This is a genomic window from Pseudomonas sp. S1(2024), from assembly GCF_046557535.1.
Genome location: NZ_JBKGFP010000021.1, coordinates 1 through 17,305, shown reverse-complemented (window position 1 = coordinate 17,305; position 17,305 = coordinate 1). Strand labels below are relative to the sequence as shown.

At 63.5% G+C, this 17,305-nt stretch carries 14 protein-coding genes; 13 read left to right on the top strand and 1 reads right to left on the bottom strand.

Going from position 1 to position 17,305, the window contains the following annotated elements:
• Positions 1 to 6 precede the first annotated feature (6 nt).
• From murD to lpxC, 9 genes are all read left to right on the top strand, one after another.
• Positions 7 to 1,353, top strand: coding sequence for a UDP-N-acetylmuramoyl-L-alanine--D-glutamate ligase (murD, locus tag ACLCGK_RS08875; protein ID WP_024087703.1), 1,347 nt, complete (start codon positions 7 to 9; stop codon positions 1,351 to 1,353).
• Positions 1,350 to 2,564 (top strand): putative lipid II flippase FtsW, encoded by a 1,215-nt coding sequence (gene ftsW, locus ACLCGK_RS08870; RefSeq protein ID WP_013974112.1) that lies wholly within the window; start codon positions 1,350 to 1,352, stop codon positions 2,562 to 2,564. Before murD ends, ftsW begins: the two co-directional genes overlap by 4 nt.
• Positions 2,554 to 3,633 (top strand): undecaprenyldiphospho-muramoylpentapeptide beta-N-acetylglucosaminyltransferase, encoded by a 1,080-nt coding sequence (murG, locus tag ACLCGK_RS08865; protein ID WP_039612998.1) that lies wholly within the window; start codon positions 2,554 to 2,556, stop codon positions 3,631 to 3,633. Before ftsW ends, murG begins: the two co-directional genes overlap by 11 nt.
• Complete coding sequence (gene murC, locus ACLCGK_RS08860) at positions 3,626 to 5,074, top strand: UDP-N-acetylmuramate--L-alanine ligase (protein ID WP_003260781.1); 1,449 nt, start codon at positions 3,626 to 3,628, stop codon at positions 5,072 to 5,074. Before murG ends, murC begins: the two co-directional genes overlap by 8 nt.
• Positions 5,071 to 6,027: a D-alanine--D-alanine ligase gene (locus ACLCGK_RS08855; RefSeq protein WP_023661967.1), complete on the top strand. Its 957-nt coding sequence runs from the start codon at positions 5,071 to 5,073 to the stop codon at positions 6,025 to 6,027. Before murC ends, ACLCGK_RS08855 begins: the two co-directional genes overlap by 4 nt.
• A gap of 4 nt (positions 6,028 to 6,031) precedes the next feature.
• Positions 6,032 to 6,901, top strand: a complete 870-nt coding sequence (locus tag ACLCGK_RS08850; RefSeq protein WP_012274056.1) for a cell division protein FtsQ/DivIB — start codon at positions 6,032 to 6,034, stop codon at positions 6,899 to 6,901.
• Positions 6,902 to 6,915: 14 nt separating this feature from the next.
• Positions 6,916 to 8,172, top strand: coding sequence for a cell division protein FtsA (ftsA, locus tag ACLCGK_RS08845; RefSeq protein WP_015271706.1), 1,257 nt, complete (start codon positions 6,916 to 6,918; stop codon positions 8,170 to 8,172).
• 55 nt (positions 8,173 to 8,227) lie between these two features.
• Positions 8,228 to 9,424: a cell division protein FtsZ gene (gene ftsZ, locus ACLCGK_RS08840; protein WP_003260772.1), complete on the top strand. Its 1,197-nt coding sequence runs from the start codon at positions 8,228 to 8,230 to the stop codon at positions 9,422 to 9,424.
• A gap of 112 nt (positions 9,425 to 9,536) precedes the next feature.
• Positions 9,537 to 10,448 carry a UDP-3-O-acyl-N-acetylglucosamine deacetylase gene (gene lpxC, locus ACLCGK_RS08835; RefSeq protein WP_023661965.1) on the top strand — a complete coding sequence of 304 codons (912 nt, stop codon included), beginning with the start codon at positions 9,537 to 9,539 and terminating at the stop codon, positions 10,446 to 10,448.
• A gap of 47 nt (positions 10,449 to 10,495) precedes the next feature.
• On the opposite strand, the gene ACLCGK_RS08830 is transcribed toward lpxC, so the two are convergent.
• Complete coding sequence (locus ACLCGK_RS08830; RefSeq protein ID WP_023661964.1) at positions 10,496 to 10,951, bottom strand: DUF721 domain-containing protein; 456 nt, start codon at positions 10,949 to 10,951, stop codon at positions 10,496 to 10,498.
• Positions 10,952 to 11,343: 392 nt separating this feature from the next.
• Here ACLCGK_RS08830 and secA point away from each other — a divergent pair, with 392 nt between their 5' ends.
• From secA to ACLCGK_RS08810, 4 genes are all read left to right on the top strand, one after another.
• Complete coding sequence (gene secA, locus ACLCGK_RS08825) at positions 11,344 to 14,079, top strand: preprotein translocase subunit SecA (protein ID WP_015271704.1); 2,736 nt, start codon at positions 11,344 to 11,346, stop codon at positions 14,077 to 14,079.
• Positions 14,080 to 14,275: 196 nt separating this feature from the next.
• Positions 14,276 to 15,493 (top strand): bifunctional glutamate N-acetyltransferase/amino-acid acetyltransferase ArgJ, encoded by a 1,218-nt coding sequence (argJ, locus tag ACLCGK_RS08820; protein ID WP_410951838.1) that lies wholly within the window; start codon positions 14,276 to 14,278, stop codon positions 15,491 to 15,493.
• A gap of 143 nt (positions 15,494 to 15,636) precedes the next feature.
• Positions 15,637 to 16,269 (top strand): glutathione S-transferase family protein, encoded by a 633-nt coding sequence (locus ACLCGK_RS08815; protein WP_410951837.1) that lies wholly within the window; start codon positions 15,637 to 15,639, stop codon positions 16,267 to 16,269.
• Positions 16,266 to 17,210, top strand: a complete 945-nt coding sequence (locus ACLCGK_RS08810; protein ID WP_410951836.1) for a Nudix family hydrolase — start codon at positions 16,266 to 16,268, stop codon at positions 17,208 to 17,210. The genes ACLCGK_RS08815 and ACLCGK_RS08810 overlap by 4 nt, the downstream gene beginning before the upstream one ends.
• Positions 17,211 to 17,305 lie beyond the last annotated feature (95 nt).

Here is a 17,305-nt window from a genome sequence, read left to right as displayed (position 1 = left end):
ATGAGCGTGTCCTTGATCGCTTCCGACCAATTCCGCATCGTTGTCGGCCTCGGCAAGAGCGGCATGTCCCTGGTTCGCTTCCTGGCGAGCCGGGGCATTGCCTTTGCGGTCGCCGACACCCGCGAGCAACCGCCGGAACTGGACACCCTGCGCCGTGATTACCCGCAGGTGGAAGTGCGCTGTGGTGAACTGGACGTGGACTTCCTGTGCCGCGCCAACGAGCTGTACGTCAGCCCCGGCCTGGCCCTTGCCACCCCGGCCCTGCAGCAGGCGGCCGCGCGTGGGGTGAAGTTGTCCGGTGACATCGAACTGTTCGCCCGCCACGCCAAGGCCCCGATCATTGCCATCAGCGGCTCCAACGCCAAGAGCACCGTCACCACCCTGGTGGGTGAAATGGCCGCCAAGGCAGGCAAGCGCGTGGCGGTGGGCGGCAACCTCGGTACCCCGGCGCTGGACCTGTTGGCCGATGATGTCGAGCTGTACGTGCTGGAACTGTCCAGCTTCCAGCTGGAAACCACCGATCAGCTCAACGCCGAAGTGGCCACCGTGCTGAACATCAGCGAAGACCACATGGACCGCTACAGCGGCCTGCCGGCCTACCACCTGGCCAAGCACCGGATCTTCCGTGGTGCCCGCCAGGTCGTGGTCAACCGCCAGGATGCCCTGTCCCGGCCACTGCCGGTGGAAGGCCGCCCATGCTGGACCTTCGGTCTCAACCAACCGGATTTCAAGGCCTTCGGCCTGCGTGAAGTGGACGGCGAAAAATACCTGGCGTTCGAGTTCCAGGCGCTGATGCCGGCACGTGAGCTGAAGATTCGTGGCGCCCACAATCAGAGCAACGCCCTGGCGGCTCTGGCTCTGGGGCACGCTGCCGGCCTGCCGTTTGAACCGATGCTCGAGGCACTGCGCGAGTTCGGCGGCCTGGCCCACCGTTGCCAGTGGGTGCGCGAGCGCAACGGCGTGAACTGGTACGACGATTCCAAGGCCACCAACGTCGGTGCTGCCCTGGCCGCGATCGAAGGCCTGGGTTCCGACATCGAAGGCAAACTGGTGCTGATCGCCGGTGGCGACGGCAAGGGCGCCGACTTCGCCGCGTTGCGCGAGCCGGTCAAGCGCTTCTGCCGCGCCGTGGTGCTGCTTGGCCGTGATGCCGAGCGCCTGGCCGAAGCCCTGGGTGATGGTGTGCAACTGGTCCGCGTTAAGTCTCTCGACGAGGCCGTAAAGCAATGCGCCGAACTGTCCCGGGCGGGTGATGCCGTGCTGCTGTCGCCGGCGTGCGCCAGCCTCGACATGTTCAAGAATTTCGAAGAGCGCGGGCGCCTGTTCGCCCAGGCAGCGGGAGGCCTTGCATGATCTTTGGCATCCTCAAGCCCTATCCGTCGCCGCTGATCAGCGGCCGTGGCATCGACCTGGACTTCGCGATGCTCGCCGGCTGCCTGGCTTTGCTGGGCCTGGGCCTGGTGATGATCACCTCGGCGTCCTCGGAAGTGGCTGCGGTGCAGTCTGGCAACCCGCTTTACCACATGTTCCGCCACTTGGTGTACGTGTTCCTCGGCCTGGTCGCCTGTGGCGCCACCATGATGGTGCCGATCGCCACCTGGCAGCGCATGGGCTTCCTGATGCTGCTGGGGGCCTTCGGCCTGCTGGTGCTGGTGCTGGTGCCGGGTATCGGCCGCGAAGTGAACGGTTCCATGCGCTGGATCGGCTTCAGCTTCTTCAACGTGCAGCCTTCGGAAATTGCCAAGGTGTTCGTGGTCATCTACCTGGCCGGCTACCTGGTGCGCCGGCAGACCGAGGTACGCGAAACCTGGATGGGCTTCTTCAAGCCATTCATCGTGCTGCTGCCCATGGCTGCCCTGCTGCTGATGGAGCCGGACTTCGGTGCCACCGTGGTGATGATGGGTGCGGCGGCGGCCATGCTGTTCCTCGGCGGGGTGGGGCTGTTCCGCTTCAGCCTGATGGTGGTATTGGCGGTGGTCGCGGTGTTCGTCCTGGTACAGGCGCAGCCTTACCGGATGGCGCGCCTGATTACCTTTACCGACCCGTGGTCCGACCAGTTCGGCTCGGGCTACCAGCTGACCCAGGCGCTGATTGCCTTCGGCCGTGGCGAGTGGTTGGGCGTTGGCCTGGGCAACAGCGTGCAGAAGCAGTTCTACCTGCCTGAAGCGCACACCGACTTCGTGTTCTCGGTTCTGGCCGAAGAACTCGGCGTGGTCGGCTCGCTGCTGACTATCGCGCTGTTCGTATTCGTGACTGTGCGTGCCCTGTATATCGGCCTGTGGGCGGAAAAAGCCAAACAGTTCTTTGCCGCTTATGTTGCGTTCGGCCTGGCCTTCCTGTGGATCGGCCAGTTCCTGATCAACATCGGTGTGAACGTCGGCCTGCTGCCGACCAAGGGCCTGACCCTGCCGTTCCTCAGCTACGGGGGCAGCTCGCTGGTGATCTGCTGTGCCTGCGTGGGCCTGTTGCTGCGTATCGAGTGGGAAAGCCGTACGCACCTGGGCAGTGAGGAGCACGAATTCAGCGAAAGCGATTTTGCCGAGGAGACCAATCATGGCCGCTGACGGCAGGAACGTACTGATCATGGCGGGCGGCACCGGGGGCCACGTATTCCCGGCCCTGGCCTGCGCCCGTGAATTCCAGGCGCGCGGTTACAGCGTGCACTGGCTGGGCACCCCGCGTGGCATCGAGAACGAACTGGTGCCCCAGGCCGGCCTGCCGTTGCATCTGATCCAGGTCAGCGGCCTTCGCGGCAAGGGCAAGCTGTCGTTGCTCAAGGCGCCGTTCACCCTGGTCAAGGCCGTGCTGCAGGCGCGGCGTATCGTGCGTGAGCTCAAGCCGGTATGCGTGGTCGGCTTCGGTGGCTATGTGACCGGCCCAGGCGGCGTGGCCGCACGCCTGTGCAGCGTACCGCTGGTGATCCACGAGCAGAACGCCCGCGCCGGTACTACCAACCGCCTGCTGCTGCCGCTGGCTGCCCGCGTGTGCGAAGCCTTCCCGGCCACCTTCGCCGCCAGCGACAAACTGCGCACCACCGGCAATCCTGTGCGCCCGGAGCTGTTCATGGATGCCTTGCGCGCGCCGCTGGCCGAGCGCCGTGCGCGCCTGCTGGTGATGGGCGGCAGCCTGGGGGCGGAACCATTGAACAAATTGTTGCCTAAGGCCCTGTCCGAAGTGCCCCCCGCGCTGCGGCCAGAGGTATTCCACCAGGCCGGCAAGCAACACGCGCCGGCCACCGCCGAGCGTTATCGCGAGGCGGGCGTCGAGGCTCAGGTAGAGCCCTTCATCAAGGACATGGCCCAAGCCTATGGCTGGGCCGACATTGTGGTGTGCCGGGCCGGCGCCCTGACCGTCAGCGAGCTGGCGGCAGCGGGCCTGCCTTCGATGCTGGTGCCATTGCCCCACGCGATCGACGACCACCAGACCCACAACGCCCAATATCTGGCCCGGGAAGGCGCTGCCTTCCTGATGCCACAAGCGACAACTGGCGCAGCGCAGCTCGCTGAACGCCTGAACGAGGTGCTGATGCAACCCGAGAAACTCAACGTCATGGCAGGCACCGCACGGCGCCTGGCCAAACCTGCAGCAACCAGCACCGTGGTCGATATCTGCCTGGAGGTGGCCCATGGTTGAGAGCCAGAAAGCCATGCCCCAGCCAAAGATGGGCCGTATCCGCCGTATCCACTTCGTCGGTATCGGCGGCGTGGGCATGTGCGGCATTGCCGAAGTGTTGCTGAACCTGGGCTATGAAGTGTCCGGTTCCGACCTGAAGGCGTCGCCGGTCACCGAGCGTCTGGAGTCGTTCGGCGCCGAGATTTTCGTCGGCCACCGCGCTGAGAATGCCGCCACTGCCGATGTGCTGGTGGTTTCCAGCGCCATCAACCCAGCCAACCCGGAAGTCGCCACCGCCCTCGAGCGGCGCATTCCGGTGGTGCCGCGTGCCGAGATGCTCGCCGAGCTGATGCGCTATCGGCATGGCGTGGCCGTTGCCGGCACTCATGGCAAGACCACCACCACCAGCCTGCTGGCCTCGGTGTTCGCCGCCGGTGGCCTGGACCCGACCTTCGTCATCGGTGGCCGCCTGACCGCTGCCGGCACCAATGCCCAGCTGGGTACCAGCCGCTACCTGATTGCCGAAGCGGACGAGAGCGATGCCAGCTTCCTGCACCTGCAGCCGATGGTGGCCGTGGTCACCAACATCGACGCCGACCACATGGCGACCTACGAAGGTGACTTCAACAAGTTGAAGAAAACCTTTGTCGAATTCCTGCACAACCTGCCGTTCTACGGCCTGGCCGTTATGTGCCTGGACGACCCGGTGGTGCGCGAGATCCTGCCACAGGTCAAGCGCCCGACCGTGACCTATGGCTTCAGCGACGAGGCTGACGTCCGCGCCATCAACGTTCGCCAGATGGGCATGCAGACCCACTTCACCGTGCTGCGTCGTGATCGCGAGCCGCTGGAGGTGTCGGTGAACATGCCCGGTAACCACAACGTGCTCAACGCCTTGGCCACCATCGCCATCGCCACTGACGAAGGCATCACCGACGAAGCCATCGTCCAGGGCCTGTCCGGGTTTCAGGGCGTCGGCCGCCGCTTCCAGGTGTACGGCGAACTGCCGGTCGAAGGCGGCAGCGTGATGCTGGTCGACGACTACGGCCACCACCCGACCGAAGTGGCTGCGGTGATCCAGGCCGTGCGCGGCGGTTGGCCAAGCCGTCGCCTGGTGATCGTCTACCAGCCGCACCGCTACAGCCGTACCCGCGACCTGTACGACGATTTCGTCCAGGTGCTGGGCGATGCCAACGTGCTACTGCTGATGGAAGTCTACCCGGCTGGCGAAGAGCCGATCCCCGGCGCCGACAGCCGCCAGCTGTGCCACAGCATCCGCCAGCGCGGCAAGCTGGACCCGATCTACATCGAACGTGGTGTCGACCTTGCGCCGCTGGTCAAGCCACTGCTGCGCGCTGGCGACATCCTGATCTGCCAAGGTGCCGGTGATGTCGGCGGCCTGGCCCCTCAATTGATGAAAAGCCCGCTGTTCGCTGGCGCCAAGCAGGAGAAGTCGAAATGACCAGCGCCTACGACAAGCTGCACTCGACCCTGGACGTCAAGGCGTTCGGCCGCGTCGCGGTGCTGTACGGCGGCAAGAGCGCCGAGCGCGAAGTGTCGCTCAAGTCCGGTGCCGCAGTGATCGACGCGCTGACCACCGCCGGTGTCGACGTGGTCGCCATCGACGTGGGTGACGACCTGCTCGACCGCCTGCAAAGCGAGAAGATCGACCGCGCCTTCATCATCCTCCACGGTCGTGGCGGTGAAGACGGCAGCATGCAAGGCCTGCTCGAGTGCCTGGGCATCCCCTACACCGGCAGTGGCATCCTTGCCTCGGCACTGGCCATGGACAAGCTGCGCACCAAGCAGGTGTGGCAAAGCCTGGGTATTCCGACCCCGCGCCACGCGGTGCTGGCGAGCGAAAGCGATTGTTTGCAGGCCAGTACGGAACTGGGCTTCCCGCTTATCGTCAAACCCGCCCATGAAGGTTCCAGCATCGGCATGGCCAAGGTGAACAGCGCCCAGGAACTGGTCGCCGCCTGGCAGGACGCAGCTAAATACGATTCCCAGGTACTGGTGGAACAGTGGATCCACGGGCCGGAGTTCACCGTCGCGGTATTGCGCGGCCAGGTGCTGCCGCCGATCGCCCTGGGTACGCCGCACGTGTTCTACGACTACGACGCCAAGTACATCGCCAACGATACCCAGTACCGCATTCCGTGCGGCCTGGACAGCGTCAAGGAACAAGAACTGATCGACCTGACCGCGCGTGCCTGCGATGCCATCGGTATCGAAGGCTGGGGGCGGCTGGACGTGATGCAGGACGAGCAGGGCCGGTTCTGGCTGCTCGAAGTCAACACCGCACCCGGCATGACCGACCATAGCCTGGTGCCCATGGCGGCCCGCGCGGCCGGCCTGGACTTCCAGCAACTAGTGCTGGCAATCCTGGCCGAGAGCGTGGCGACGCGAGGTTAAAACCATGCAAGGCGCGATGATACGTCAGCAGCAACCCGTTACCGGCCGTAGTAAGCCGGTGCCGCGTGGTGCCAGCAGGCTGGTGGCCGACGAGCCCGTATCGGCGCGCCTGCCGCGGCCAAGCCTGGGTGGCCTCAAGCGCCTGTTGTGGCCAGTGCTGTTGGTGGCGGCCGGTTTTGGCGCCTACGAGGGCGCCATTCGCCTGATGCCATATGCCGACCGGCCGATCACCAAGATCGACGTGCAGGGCGACCTCAGCTACATCAGCCAGCAGTCGGTGCAGCAGCGTATCGCGCCCTACGTGGCAGCGAGCTTCTTCAGCGTCGACCTGCCGGCGATGCGCGCAGAACTCGAGCAGATGCCGTGGATCGCCCATGCAGAAGTGCGCCGGGTGTGGCCAGACGAGGTGGTGATCCGCCTGGAAGAACAGTTGCCGGTGGCGCGCTGGGGTGACGAAGCCTTGCTCAACAACCAGGGCCAGGCTTTCACCCCGCGCGAACTGGCCAACTACGAGCACCTGCCGCAGCTGGCCGGGCCGCAGCGTGCTCAGCAACAAGTCATGCAGCAGTATCAGGTATTGAGCCAGATGCTGCGCCCCCTGGGCTTTTCCATCGCTCGCCTGGAGCTGCGCGAGCGAGGCAGCTGGTTCCTGACCACGGGCGCGAGCAGCGCCGGGCCGGGCATCGAGCTGCTGCTGGGGCGCGACCATCTGGTGGAGAAGATGCGCCGTTTCATTGCCATTTACGACAAGACACTCAAAGACCAGATCACCACTATCGCCCGCATTGATCTGCGTTACTCCAACGGACTTGCCGTTGGTTGGCGGGAACCGATTGCACCGACGACGGCCCAACCCGCCGTTGCGAAGAATTAGAGAGAGGCAGGACCATGGCAAACGCGCATAGCGGCAAAATGATCGTCGGGCTGGACATCGGCACCTCCAAGGTGGTGGCGCTGGTGGGTGAAGTGGGCGAGGACGGCACCCTGGAAATCGTCGGGATTGGTACTCATCCGTCCCGCGGCCTGAAAAAAGGCGTGGTGGTGAACATCGAGTCCACCGTGCAGTCGATCCAGCGCGCCGTGGAAGAAGCGCAGCTGATGGCCGGCTGCCGTATCCACTCGGCCTTCGTCGGCGTGGCCGGCAACCACATCCGCAGCCTGAACTCCCACGGCATCGTCGCCATCCGCGACCGCGAAGTCAGCCTGGCCGACCTGGAGCGCGTACTCGACGCCGCCCAGGCCGTTGCCATCCCGGCCGACCAGCGCGTGCTGCACACCCTGCCGCAGGACTACGTGATCGACAACCAGGAAGGCGTGCGCGAGCCGCTGGGCATGTCTGGCGTACGTCTGGAAGCCAAGGTCCACGTGGTCACCTGCGCGGTAAACGCGGCGCAGAACATCGAGAAATGCGTACGCCGTTGCGGCCTGGAAATCGACGACATCATCCTCGAGCAGCTGGCCTCGGCCTACTCGGTGCTGACCGACGATGAAAAAGAGCTGGGCGTGTGTCTGGTGGACATCGGTGGTGGCACCACCGACATCGCCATCTTCACCGAGGGCGCGATCCGTCACACCGCGGTGATCCCGATTGCCGGCGACCAGGTGACCAACGACATCGCCATGGCCCTGCGTACCCCGACCCAGTACGCCGAAGAAATCAAGATCCGCTACGCCTGCGCCCTGGCCAAACTGGCTGGCGCCGGCGAGACCATCAAGGTGCCAAGCGTGGGTGATCGCCCACCGCGCGAGCTGTCGCGCCAGGCCCTGGCCGAGGTGGTGGAGCCACGCTATGACGAGCTCTTCACCCTGATCCAGGCCGAGCTGCGCCGCAGCGGCTACGAGGACCTGGTGCCGGCCGGCATCGTCCTCACCGGCGGCACCGCGAAGATGGAAGGCGCAGTGGAACTGGCCGAGGAGATCTTCCACATGCCGGTACGCCTGGGCGTACCGCACAGCGTTCGGGGGCTCAGCGACGTGGTTCGCAACCCGATCTATTCCACCGGCGTGGGCTTGCTCACCTACGGCCTGCAGAAGCAGACCGAAGACCTGCCCTTGACCGGTAACAGCAGCAACAACAGCTATGGCGATGAACCGAAGGCTCCAGTGCTTGAACGCTTCAAGCGCTGGGTCCAGGGCAATTTCTAAGTTTCAAAGCAGTAGTGGTAGGCGCGACAACTAGAGAACTGTAAGGAGAGGGAAAATGTTCGAGCTCGTAGACAACGTCCCGCAAAGCCCGGTCATCAAAGTGATCGGTGTTGGTGGTGGTGGCGGCAACGCCGTCAACCACATGGTCAAGAGCAGCATCGAAGGCGTGGAATTCATCTGCGCCAACACCGATGCCCAGGCGCTGAAGAACATCGGCGCGCGCACCATCCTGCAATTGGGCACTGGCGTGACCAAGGGCCTGGGTGCCGGTGCCAATCCGGAAGTCGGCCGCCAGGCCGCGCTGGAAGACCGTGAGCGCATCGCTGAAGTGCTGCAGGGCACCAACATGGTGTTCATCACCACCGGCATGGGCGGCGGTACCGGTACCGGTGCAGCGCCGATCATCGCCGAAGTGGCCAAGGAAATGGGCATTCTCACCGTTGCCGTGGTGACCCGTCCGTTCCCGTTCGAAGGCCGCAAGCGCATGCAGATCGCCGATGAAGGCATCCGCATGCTGGCCGAAAGCGTCGACTCGTTGATCACCATCCCCAACGAGAAGCTGCTGACCATCCTGGGCAAGGATGCCAGCCTGCTGTCCGCCTTCGCCAAGGCCGACGACGTACTGGCCGGTGCCGTGCGCGGTATCTCCGATATCATCAAGCGCCCGGGCATGATCAACGTCGACTTCGCCGACGTGCGTACCGTGATGGGTGAAATGGGCATGGCCATGATGGGTACTGGCTGTGCCAGCGGCCCGAACCGTGCGCGTGAAGCCACCGAGGCAGCGATCCGCAACCCGCTGCTGGAAGACGTCAACCTGCAGGGCGCCCGCGGCATCCTGGTGAACATCACCGCAGGCCCTGACCTGTCGCTGGGTGAGTACTCCGATGTGGGTAGCATCATCGAAGCCTTCGCCTCCGACCACGCCATGGTCAAGGTCGGCACCGTGATCGACCCGGACATGCGTGACGAGCTGCACGTGACCGTAGTGGCCACCGGCCTGGGCGCGCGCATCGAGAAGCCTGTGAAGGTGGTCGACAACACCCTGCAGACTGCCCAGCAGGTGTACGAGGCTTCCAACCCGGCGCCGGTTCGCCAGGAGCAGCCTGCGGTCAACTACCGTGACCTGGAGCGCCCGACCGTAATGCGCAACCAGGCCCATGCAGGTGCTGCTGCAGCCGCTAAACTGAACCCTCAGGATGACCTGGACTACCTCGATATCCCGGCATTCCTGCGTCGTCAGGCTGATTAATGGAATTTATCAGGGGTATAAAGGTGATTGGTATTCATCAAAGGTTGGGTCTGTTATCATCCCCAGCCTTTGTTGATACCTGTTCGCAATTTGCGCTGAAGCGGCCAATGCCATGATTAAACAACGCACCCTGAAGAATACCATCCGTGCCACAGGTGTCGGTCTGCACTCCGGGGAGAAGGTTTACCTGACCCTCAAGCCTGCACCTGTTGACACCGGCATCGTCTTCCGCCGCGCCGACCTCGACCCTGTGGTCGAAATCCCGGCGCGCGCGGCCAACGTCGGCGAGACAACCATGTCGACGACGCTGGTCAACGGTGACGTCAAGGTCGATACGGTCGAGCACCTGCTCTCCGCCATGGCGGGCCTGGGCATCGATAACGCCTACGTCGAGCTCTCCGCCTCGGAAGTGCCGATCATGGATGGCAGCGCCGGACCCTTTGTATTCCTGATTCAGTCTGCCGGCCTGGAAGAACAGGACGCAGCCAAGAAGTTCATCCGCATCCTGCGTGAGGTAACCGTGGAAGAGGGCGACAAGCGCGCCACTTTCCTGCCTTTCGACGGTTTCAAGGTGAGCTTCGAGATCGACTTCGATCATCCGGTGCTTCGCAACCGGACCCAGAGCGCGAGCGTCGACTTTTCCAGCACCTCGTTCGTGAAGGAAGTCAGCCGCGCGCGTACCTTCGGTTTCATGCGTGACATCGAGTACCTGCGCAAGCACAACCTTGCGCTGGGTGGCAGTGTCGAGAACGCCATCGTGGTCGATGAGGACGGCGTGCTCAACGAAGACGGTCTTCGTTACGAAGACGAATTCGTCAAGCACAAGATCCTCGACGCTATCGGCGACCTCTACCTGCTGGGCAACAGCCTGATTGGCGAGTTCAAGGGCTACAAGTCCGGCCACGCGCTGAACAACCAGCTGTTGCGCAAGCTGATTGCCGAAACCGATGCCTGGGAAGTGGTCACCTTCGAAGATGCCAGCACGGCACCGATCTCGTACATGCGCCCTGTTGCGGCCGTGTAAGTTCGAACACTCTCTAGTTCATTAAGGCCACCTTCGGGTGGCCTTTTTTATGGCTTGTCCCGGGCGTGGGCGGCCAATCGTTCCAGTGCTGCGCGCAGCTTGGGGTCAGTGATGCCCTCGGCGGTATCGCGCAGGCTCTCGGCTGCGTTATTGGACAGTTCTGCGGCATTGCCACCACGCTTGGCTGGCACCAGCGGTGGCTGGACCTTGTACAGGATGCGCCTGAGGTTGGCGAATGCCTCCATGGCCTGTAATGCAGACATCAAGCGTTTCTGCTGATAGCGCAGGCGGGTTGCCCAATGGCCGTCTGTCACCACCAGCAACAATGTGCCATCGCGCCACGACGCCACATGGCAATGCTCGCGGGCGGCCGGTTGCAGCTGGCTTTCCAGCAGGCGCTGCAGGTGCTCCAGGCGTTCGGCCTGGTTCAGCAGCAGGCGCAGCGGGCGGACCTGGCGGAGCAGGGCCGAGGGCGGCTGGGCGGGGGAGGGTTTGTAGGCCATGGGTATGTGCATGAGGTTACAAGATCGGCAGTTTAACACCTCTTGTGGCCTGCACCGGCCTCTTCGCGGGCTTGCCCGCTCCCACAGGTATTACGCAACACTTGAGACCTGTGGTGATCCTGTGGGAGCGGGCAAGCCCGCGAAGAGGCCGGCACAGGCAACCAAGGACAAGACTCATTCTCGATACGTTTCATCTTCCCGAACCTTGAACTCAGGGAAAATGCCCCTATCTAAAACAAGCCCCCGCCAAAACGCTGTCCAAGCATCGTGGAAATCCACCACTTTCCTCACCATCGTTTCCGGGTAGAATGCTCGTTCGCATGCGGCCTCAGGGCTGCACGGGCGACTCATGGGGCCGCCCTCCATCCCTACGTGTGGAAGATCCTGCCGATATGTTTGCGCCTTTGTTAAAGAAACTTTTTGGAAGCAAGAACGAGCGTGAAGTCAAACGCATGCTCAAGACGGTGAACATCGTCAATGCTCTCGAAGAGAAGATGGTGGCCCTCTCCGACGAGCAACTGCGGGGCAAGACCGCAGAGTTCAAGGAGCGCCTGGCCAAAGGCGAGACACTGGACCAGTTGCTGCCTGAAGCCTTCGCCGTGGCCCGTGAGGCCGGCAAGCGCGTGATGGGCATGCGCCACTTCGACGTGCAGCTGATCGGTGGCATGACCCTGCACGAGGGCATGATCGCAGAAATGCGTACCGGTGAAGGCAAGACCTTGGTCGGTACCCTGGCCGTGTACCTCAACGCATTGTCCGGCAAGGGCGTGCACGTGGTCACCGTCAACGACTACCTGGCCCGCCGCGACGCCAACTGGATGCGCCCGCTGTACGAGTTCCTTGGCCTGTCGGTCGGCATCGTCTCGGCCTTCCAGCCGCCGGAAGAAAAGCGTGCCGCCTACGCGTCCGACATCACCTACGGCACCAACAACGAATTCGGTTTCGACTACCTGCGCGACAACATGGCGTTCAGCCAGGAAGAGAAGTTCCAGCGTGAACTGAACTTCGCCGTGATCGACGAAGTCGACTCCATCCTCATCGACGAAGCGCGTACCCCGCTGATCATTTCCGGCCAGGCCGAGGACAGCTCCAAGCTGTACATCGAGATCAACCGTCTGATCCCGCGCCTTACCCAGCACATCGAGGAAGTGGAAGGCCAGGTCACCCAGGAAGGCCACTTCACCATTGACGAAAAGAGCCGTCAGGTCGAGCTGAACGAAGCCGGTCACCAGTTCATCGAAGAGATGCTCACCCAGTCCGGTCTGCTGGCCGAGGGCGAGAGCCTGTATTCGGCGCATAACCTGAGCCTGCTGACCCACGTCTATGCTGGCCTGCGCGCGCACAAGCTGTTCCACCGCAACATCGAGTACATCGTCCAGGACGGCCAGGTCCTGCTGATCGACGAGCACACCGGCCGTACCATGCCGGGCCGCCGTCTGTCCGAAGGCCTGCACCAGGCCATCGAAGCCAAAGAGAACCTGAACATCCAGGCCGAGAGTCAGACCCTGGCTTCGACTACCTTCCAGAACTACTTCCGCCTGTACACCAAGCTGTCCGGCATGACCGGTACCGCTGACACCGAAGCGTTCGAGTTCCAGTCGATCTATGGTCTCAACGTGATGGTCATTCCGCCGAACAAACCGTTGGCACGTAAAGACTTCAACGACCTGGTGTACCTGACCGCCGACGAGAAATACGCCGCGATCATCGCCGACATCAAAGAAAGCATGAAGCAGGGTCGCCCGGTGCTGGTGGGTACTGCGACCATCGAAACCTCCGAGCACATGTCCAACCTCCTGAAGAAGGAAGGTATCGACCATAAGGTGCTCAACGCCAAGTACCACGAGAAGGAAGCCGAGATCATCGCGCAAGCCGGTGCGCCAGGTGCCCTGACCATCGCCACCAACATGGCCGGCCGTGGTACCGACATCCTGCTGGGCGGTAACTGGGAAGCCGAAGTGGCAGCCCTGGAAAACCCGACCGCCGAGCAGATCGCCCAGATCAAGGCCGACTGGCAGAAGCGTCACCAGCAGGTGATCGAGTCGGGTGGCCTGCACGTGATCGCTTCCGAGCGCCATGAATCGCGCCGTATCGACAACCAGCTGCGTGGCCGTTCCGGCCGTCAGGGCGACCCGGGCTCCAGCCGCTTCTACCTGTCGCTGGAAGACAGCCTGATGCGTATCTTCGCCTCTGACCGGGTGAAGAACTTCATGAAGGCGCTGGGCATGCAGTCCGGCGAGGCCATCGAGCACCGCATGGTCACCAACGCCATCGAGAAGGCCCAGCGCAAGGTCGAAGGCCGCAACTTCGACATCCGCAAGCAGTTGCTGGAATACGACGACGTGGCCAACGAGCAGCGCAAGGTGATCTACCACATGCGCAACAGCCTGCTGGCCGCCGAGAACATCGGCGACACCATCGTCGAATTCCGCAAGGAAGTACTGGACGCTACCATCAGCCAGCACATTCCGCCGCAGTCGCTGCCCGAGCAGTGGGACGTGGCCGGCCTGGAGGCTTCGCTGGCCAGCGATTTCGCCATGAAGCTGCCGATCCAGCAGTGGCTCGACGAGGACGATCACCTCTACGAAGAGACCCTGCGCGAGAAGCTGCTGAACGAAATCACCACCGCGTACACCGAGAAGGAAGACCAGGCCGGTATCGAAGCCCTGCGTACCTTCGAGAAGCAGATCCTGCTGCGTGTGCTGGATGACCTGTGGAAAGACCACCTGTCGACCATGGACCACCTGCGTCACGGTATCCACCTGCGTGGTTATGCGCAGAAGAACCCGAAGCAGGAGTACAAGCGCGAATCCTTCAGCCTGTTCCAGGAGCTGCTCGAGTCGATCAAGCGCGACACCATCCGCGTGCTGTCGCACGTTCAGGTACGCCGCGAAGACCCGGTCGAAGAGGAAGCACGCCTGCGCCGCGAGGCCGAGGAACTGGCCAGCCGCATGCAGTTCCAGCATGCCGCTGCTCCGGGCCTGGAAAGCGAGCAACTGAACGAGGAGGGCGCCGAAGTGGCCGTTGCCTCGGCACCGGTGCGCAACGAGCAGAAGCTGGGCCGCAACGAGCCGTGCTGGTGTGGTTCGGGCAAGAAGTTCAAGCATTGCCACGGGCAGATCGAGTGATCTGACCAAGCTGTTGTAACCTGAAACATCCGGGGCCGCTTTGCGGCCCATTCGCGGCACAAGGCCGCTCCTACAGGGACCGCGCCCGCCCCAATGGTTGCGATGTCCTTGTAGGAGCGGCCTTGTGCCGCGAATGGGGCGCGAAGCGGCCCCGCTCTTCCATCACCTGTTCACCGTATTTTCTAGGAGCGCTCTAATGGCTGTTGGTCTTGGTCCTTTGCCCACCCTGCACCCGGTTCCGGGTTTTGAACTCGGCATCGCTTCTGCCGGCATCAAGCGCCCGGGGCGCAAGGATGTGGTGGTCATGCGCTGCGCCGAAGGCTCCAGCGTGGCTGGCGTGTTCACCCTCAACGCCTTCTGCGCAGCGCCGGTGATCCTGTCCAAGCAGCGTGTGCAGGGCACCGTGCGCTATCTGCTGACCAACACTGGTAACGCCAACGCCGGCACCGGCGCGCCAGGCCTGGCCGCCGCCGAGCGCACCTGCGCCAAGCTGGCCGAACTGGCCGGCGTACCGGCCGAGTCGGTACTGCCATTCTCCACCGGCGTGATCGGCGAGCCGCTGCCGGTCGAGAAGATCGAAGGCGCACTGCAGGCCGCCCTCGACAACCTGTCGGAAAACCACTGGGCTGAAGCTGCCACCGGCATCATGACCACCGACACCCTGCCCAAGGGGGCCAGCCGCCAGTTCCAGTACGATGGCGTGACGGTTACCGTCACCGGCATCAGCAAGGGTGCAGGGATGATCCGCCCGAACATGGCCACCATGCTCGGCTACATCGCCACCGACGCCAAGGTTGCCCCGGCGGTGCTCAAGGACCTGATGCTGGACGGCGCCAACAAGTCGTTCAACCGCATCACCATCGATGGCGACACCTCGACCAACGACTGCTGCATGCTGATTGCCACTGGCAAGGCCAACCTGCCGGAAGTCACCGAAGCCAGCGGCGCACTGTTCGAAGCGCTGAAGAAGGCAGTGTTCGAAGTGTGCATGGAAGTGGCCCAGGCCATCGTCCGTGACGGCGAAGGCGCCACCAAGTTCGTTACCGTGCAGGTCAACGGCGGTGGCAACCACCAGGAATGCCTGGACGTCGGCTACGCCGTGGCCCACTCGCCGCTGATCAAGACTGCGCTGTTTGCCTCCGACCCCAACTGGGGCCGTATCCTCGCCGCCGTCGGCCGTGCCGGCGTACCGGAGCTGGACGTGAGCCTGATCGATGTGTACCTGGACAGCGTGTGCATTGCCAGCAAAGGCGGCCGTAGCCCGAGCTACACCGAAGACCAGGGTGCCAAGGTAATGGCCCAGGAAGAGATCACCATCCGTATCGAGCTGGGCCGTGGCCAGTGCAGCGAAACCATCTGGACCACCGACCTGTCCCACGAGTACGTGAAGATCAACGCCGAGTACCGTACCTGATGTAATTGGGGCCGCTTTGCGGCCCATCGTGAAACAAGGCCGCTCCCACAAGCACCTGCTTACACTGCCCCATGTGGGAGCGGCCTTGTGTCGCGAAAGGGCTGCAGAGCAGCCCCAGAATTCCCAAACGATGGAGCCGAACCATGAGCTATCACCTGATCATCGGCGACAAGCTGTATTCCTCCTGGTCGCTGCGTGGCGCCCTGGCCCTCGAGCTGGCTGGCGTGCCTTACGAAGAAACACTGATCAAGCTGAACCAGCCTGACACCCGTCAGCGCATCCTCGCTTTCTCGGCTACCGGCAAGGTACCGCTGCTCAAGACAGAGCACGGTGTGATCGCCGACTCGCTGGCCATTGCCGAATACCTCAACGAACGCCACCCCGACGCGCAGCTGTGGCCTGCCGACGTGGCGGCCCGGGCCCAGGCCCGTTCGGCCTGCGCGCAGATGCACAGCGGCTTCTTCGCCCTGCGAGGCGCGATGCCGTTCGACCTGTCGCGCGACCAGGCGCTGGACAGCTTGCCGCTGGAGGTTCAAATCGATATCGACCGTGTCGTTGCACTGTGGTCGGAATGTCGCCTTGCGGCCAAGGACAGCGGCCCGTTCCTGTTCGGCAGGCCGAGCCTGGCTGATGCCTTCTTCGCCCCGGTGGCGGTGCGCCTGCGCACCTACCGTGTGGAAGTGCCTGCAGAGGCAGCGGCTTATATCGAAACCATTTATCAGTGGCCAGCCTTCCAGGCCTGGCAAAAGGCTGGCCTGGCGGAGCGTGAAGGGTGAAACGGATTCATGTTGTAGCTGCTGTCATTCGCGGTACTGACGGCCGTATTCTGATCGCGCGGCGCGCCGATACCCAGCACCAGGGCGGTCTGTGGGAATTCCCGGGCGGCAAGGTAGAAGAGGGTGAGGGCGTCGAGGCGGCGCTGGCCCGCGAGCTGCGCGAGGAGCTTGGCATCGAGGTGAGCCGTTCGCGCGCGCTGATCAAGGTCAGCCACGACTACCCGGACAAGCAGGTGCTGCTGGACGTGCGCGAAGTCGAGGCGTTCACTGGAGAGCCGCATGGAGCCGAGGGCCAGCCGCTGGAATGGGTTGCCCCACGTGATTTGCCCCAGTACGAATTCCCCGAGGCCAATAAGCCGATCGTTGCAGCCGCGCGCCTGCCGGACCAGTACCTGATCACCCCCGATGGCCTGGAAGTGCCGCAGATGCTCAAGGGCATCCAGAAGGCAGTGGCCAGTGGCATTCGCCTGATCCAGTTGCGTGCCCCGGACATGTACGATCCCAAGTATCGTGATGTGGCGGTGGATGCGGTCGGCCTTTGCGCGGGCAAGGCGCAGCTGATGCTCAAGGGGCCGCTGGAGTGGCTGGGTGACTTCCCAGCCGCGGGTTGGCACCTGACGGCTGCACAACTGCGCAAGTATGCCGCCAACGGCCGGCCGTTCCCCAAGGAGCGCTGGCTGGCGGCGTCCTGCCACAGTGCCGAAGAGCTGACGCTGGCGGAGCAGATGGGCGTGGACTTCGTCACCTTGTCGCCGGTGCAGGCGACCCGGACGCACCCTGAGGCGGTGCCGCTGGGGTGGGACGAGGCGCAACGTTTGATTGCCGGGTTCAACAAGCCGGTCTACCTGTTGGGTGGGGTAGGGCCGGGTGAGCGCGAGCAGGCCTGGGAAGCAGGGGCGCAGGGTGTGGCCGGGATCCGGGCGTTCTGGCCTGAGATCTGAGCCGCCTGAAATTGGGGCCGCTTTGCGGCCCAGGGGGGGGGAAAAAAACACCAAAAAAAAAAAAAAAAAAAGGAACCGGGGGGAATGGATTGTCC

Excerpts from the sequence above, each read along its gene's own strand:
- murG (WP_039612998.1), top strand. The coding sequence starts at position 2,554 with ATGGCCGCTGACGGCAGGAACGTACTGATCATGGCGGGCGGCACCGGG.
- lpxC (WP_023661965.1), top strand. The coding sequence starts at position 9,537 with ATGATTAAACAACGCACCCTGAAGAATACCATCCGTGCCACAGGTGTC.
- ACLCGK_RS08850 (WP_012274056.1), top strand. The coding sequence starts at position 6,032 with ATGCAAGGCGCGATGATACGTCAGCAGCAACCCGTTACCGGCCGTAGT.
- ACLCGK_RS08830 (WP_023661964.1), bottom strand. The coding sequence starts at position 10,951 with ATGGCCTACAAACCCTCCCCCGCCCAGCCGCCCTCGGCCCTGCTCCGC.
- ftsA (WP_015271706.1), top strand. The coding sequence starts at position 6,916 with ATGGCAAACGCGCATAGCGGCAAAATGATCGTCGGGCTGGACATCGGC.
- ACLCGK_RS08855 (WP_023661967.1), top strand. The coding sequence starts at position 5,071 with ATGACCAGCGCCTACGACAAGCTGCACTCGACCCTGGACGTCAAGGCG.
- ftsZ (WP_003260772.1), top strand. The coding sequence starts at position 8,228 with ATGTTCGAGCTCGTAGACAACGTCCCGCAAAGCCCGGTCATCAAAGTG.
- secA (WP_015271704.1), top strand. The coding sequence starts at position 11,344 with ATGTTTGCGCCTTTGTTAAAGAAACTTTTTGGAAGCAAGAACGAGCGT.
- argJ (WP_410951838.1), top strand. The coding sequence starts at position 14,276 with ATGGCTGTTGGTCTTGGTCCTTTGCCCACCCTGCACCCGGTTCCGGGT.
- ACLCGK_RS08815 (WP_410951837.1), top strand. The coding sequence starts at position 15,637 with ATGAGCTATCACCTGATCATCGGCGACAAGCTGTATTCCTCCTGGTCG.
- murC (WP_003260781.1), top strand. The coding sequence starts at position 3,626 with ATGGTTGAGAGCCAGAAAGCCATGCCCCAGCCAAAGATGGGCCGTATC.
- ftsW (WP_013974112.1), top strand. The coding sequence starts at position 1,350 with ATGATCTTTGGCATCCTCAAGCCCTATCCGTCGCCGCTGATCAGCGGC.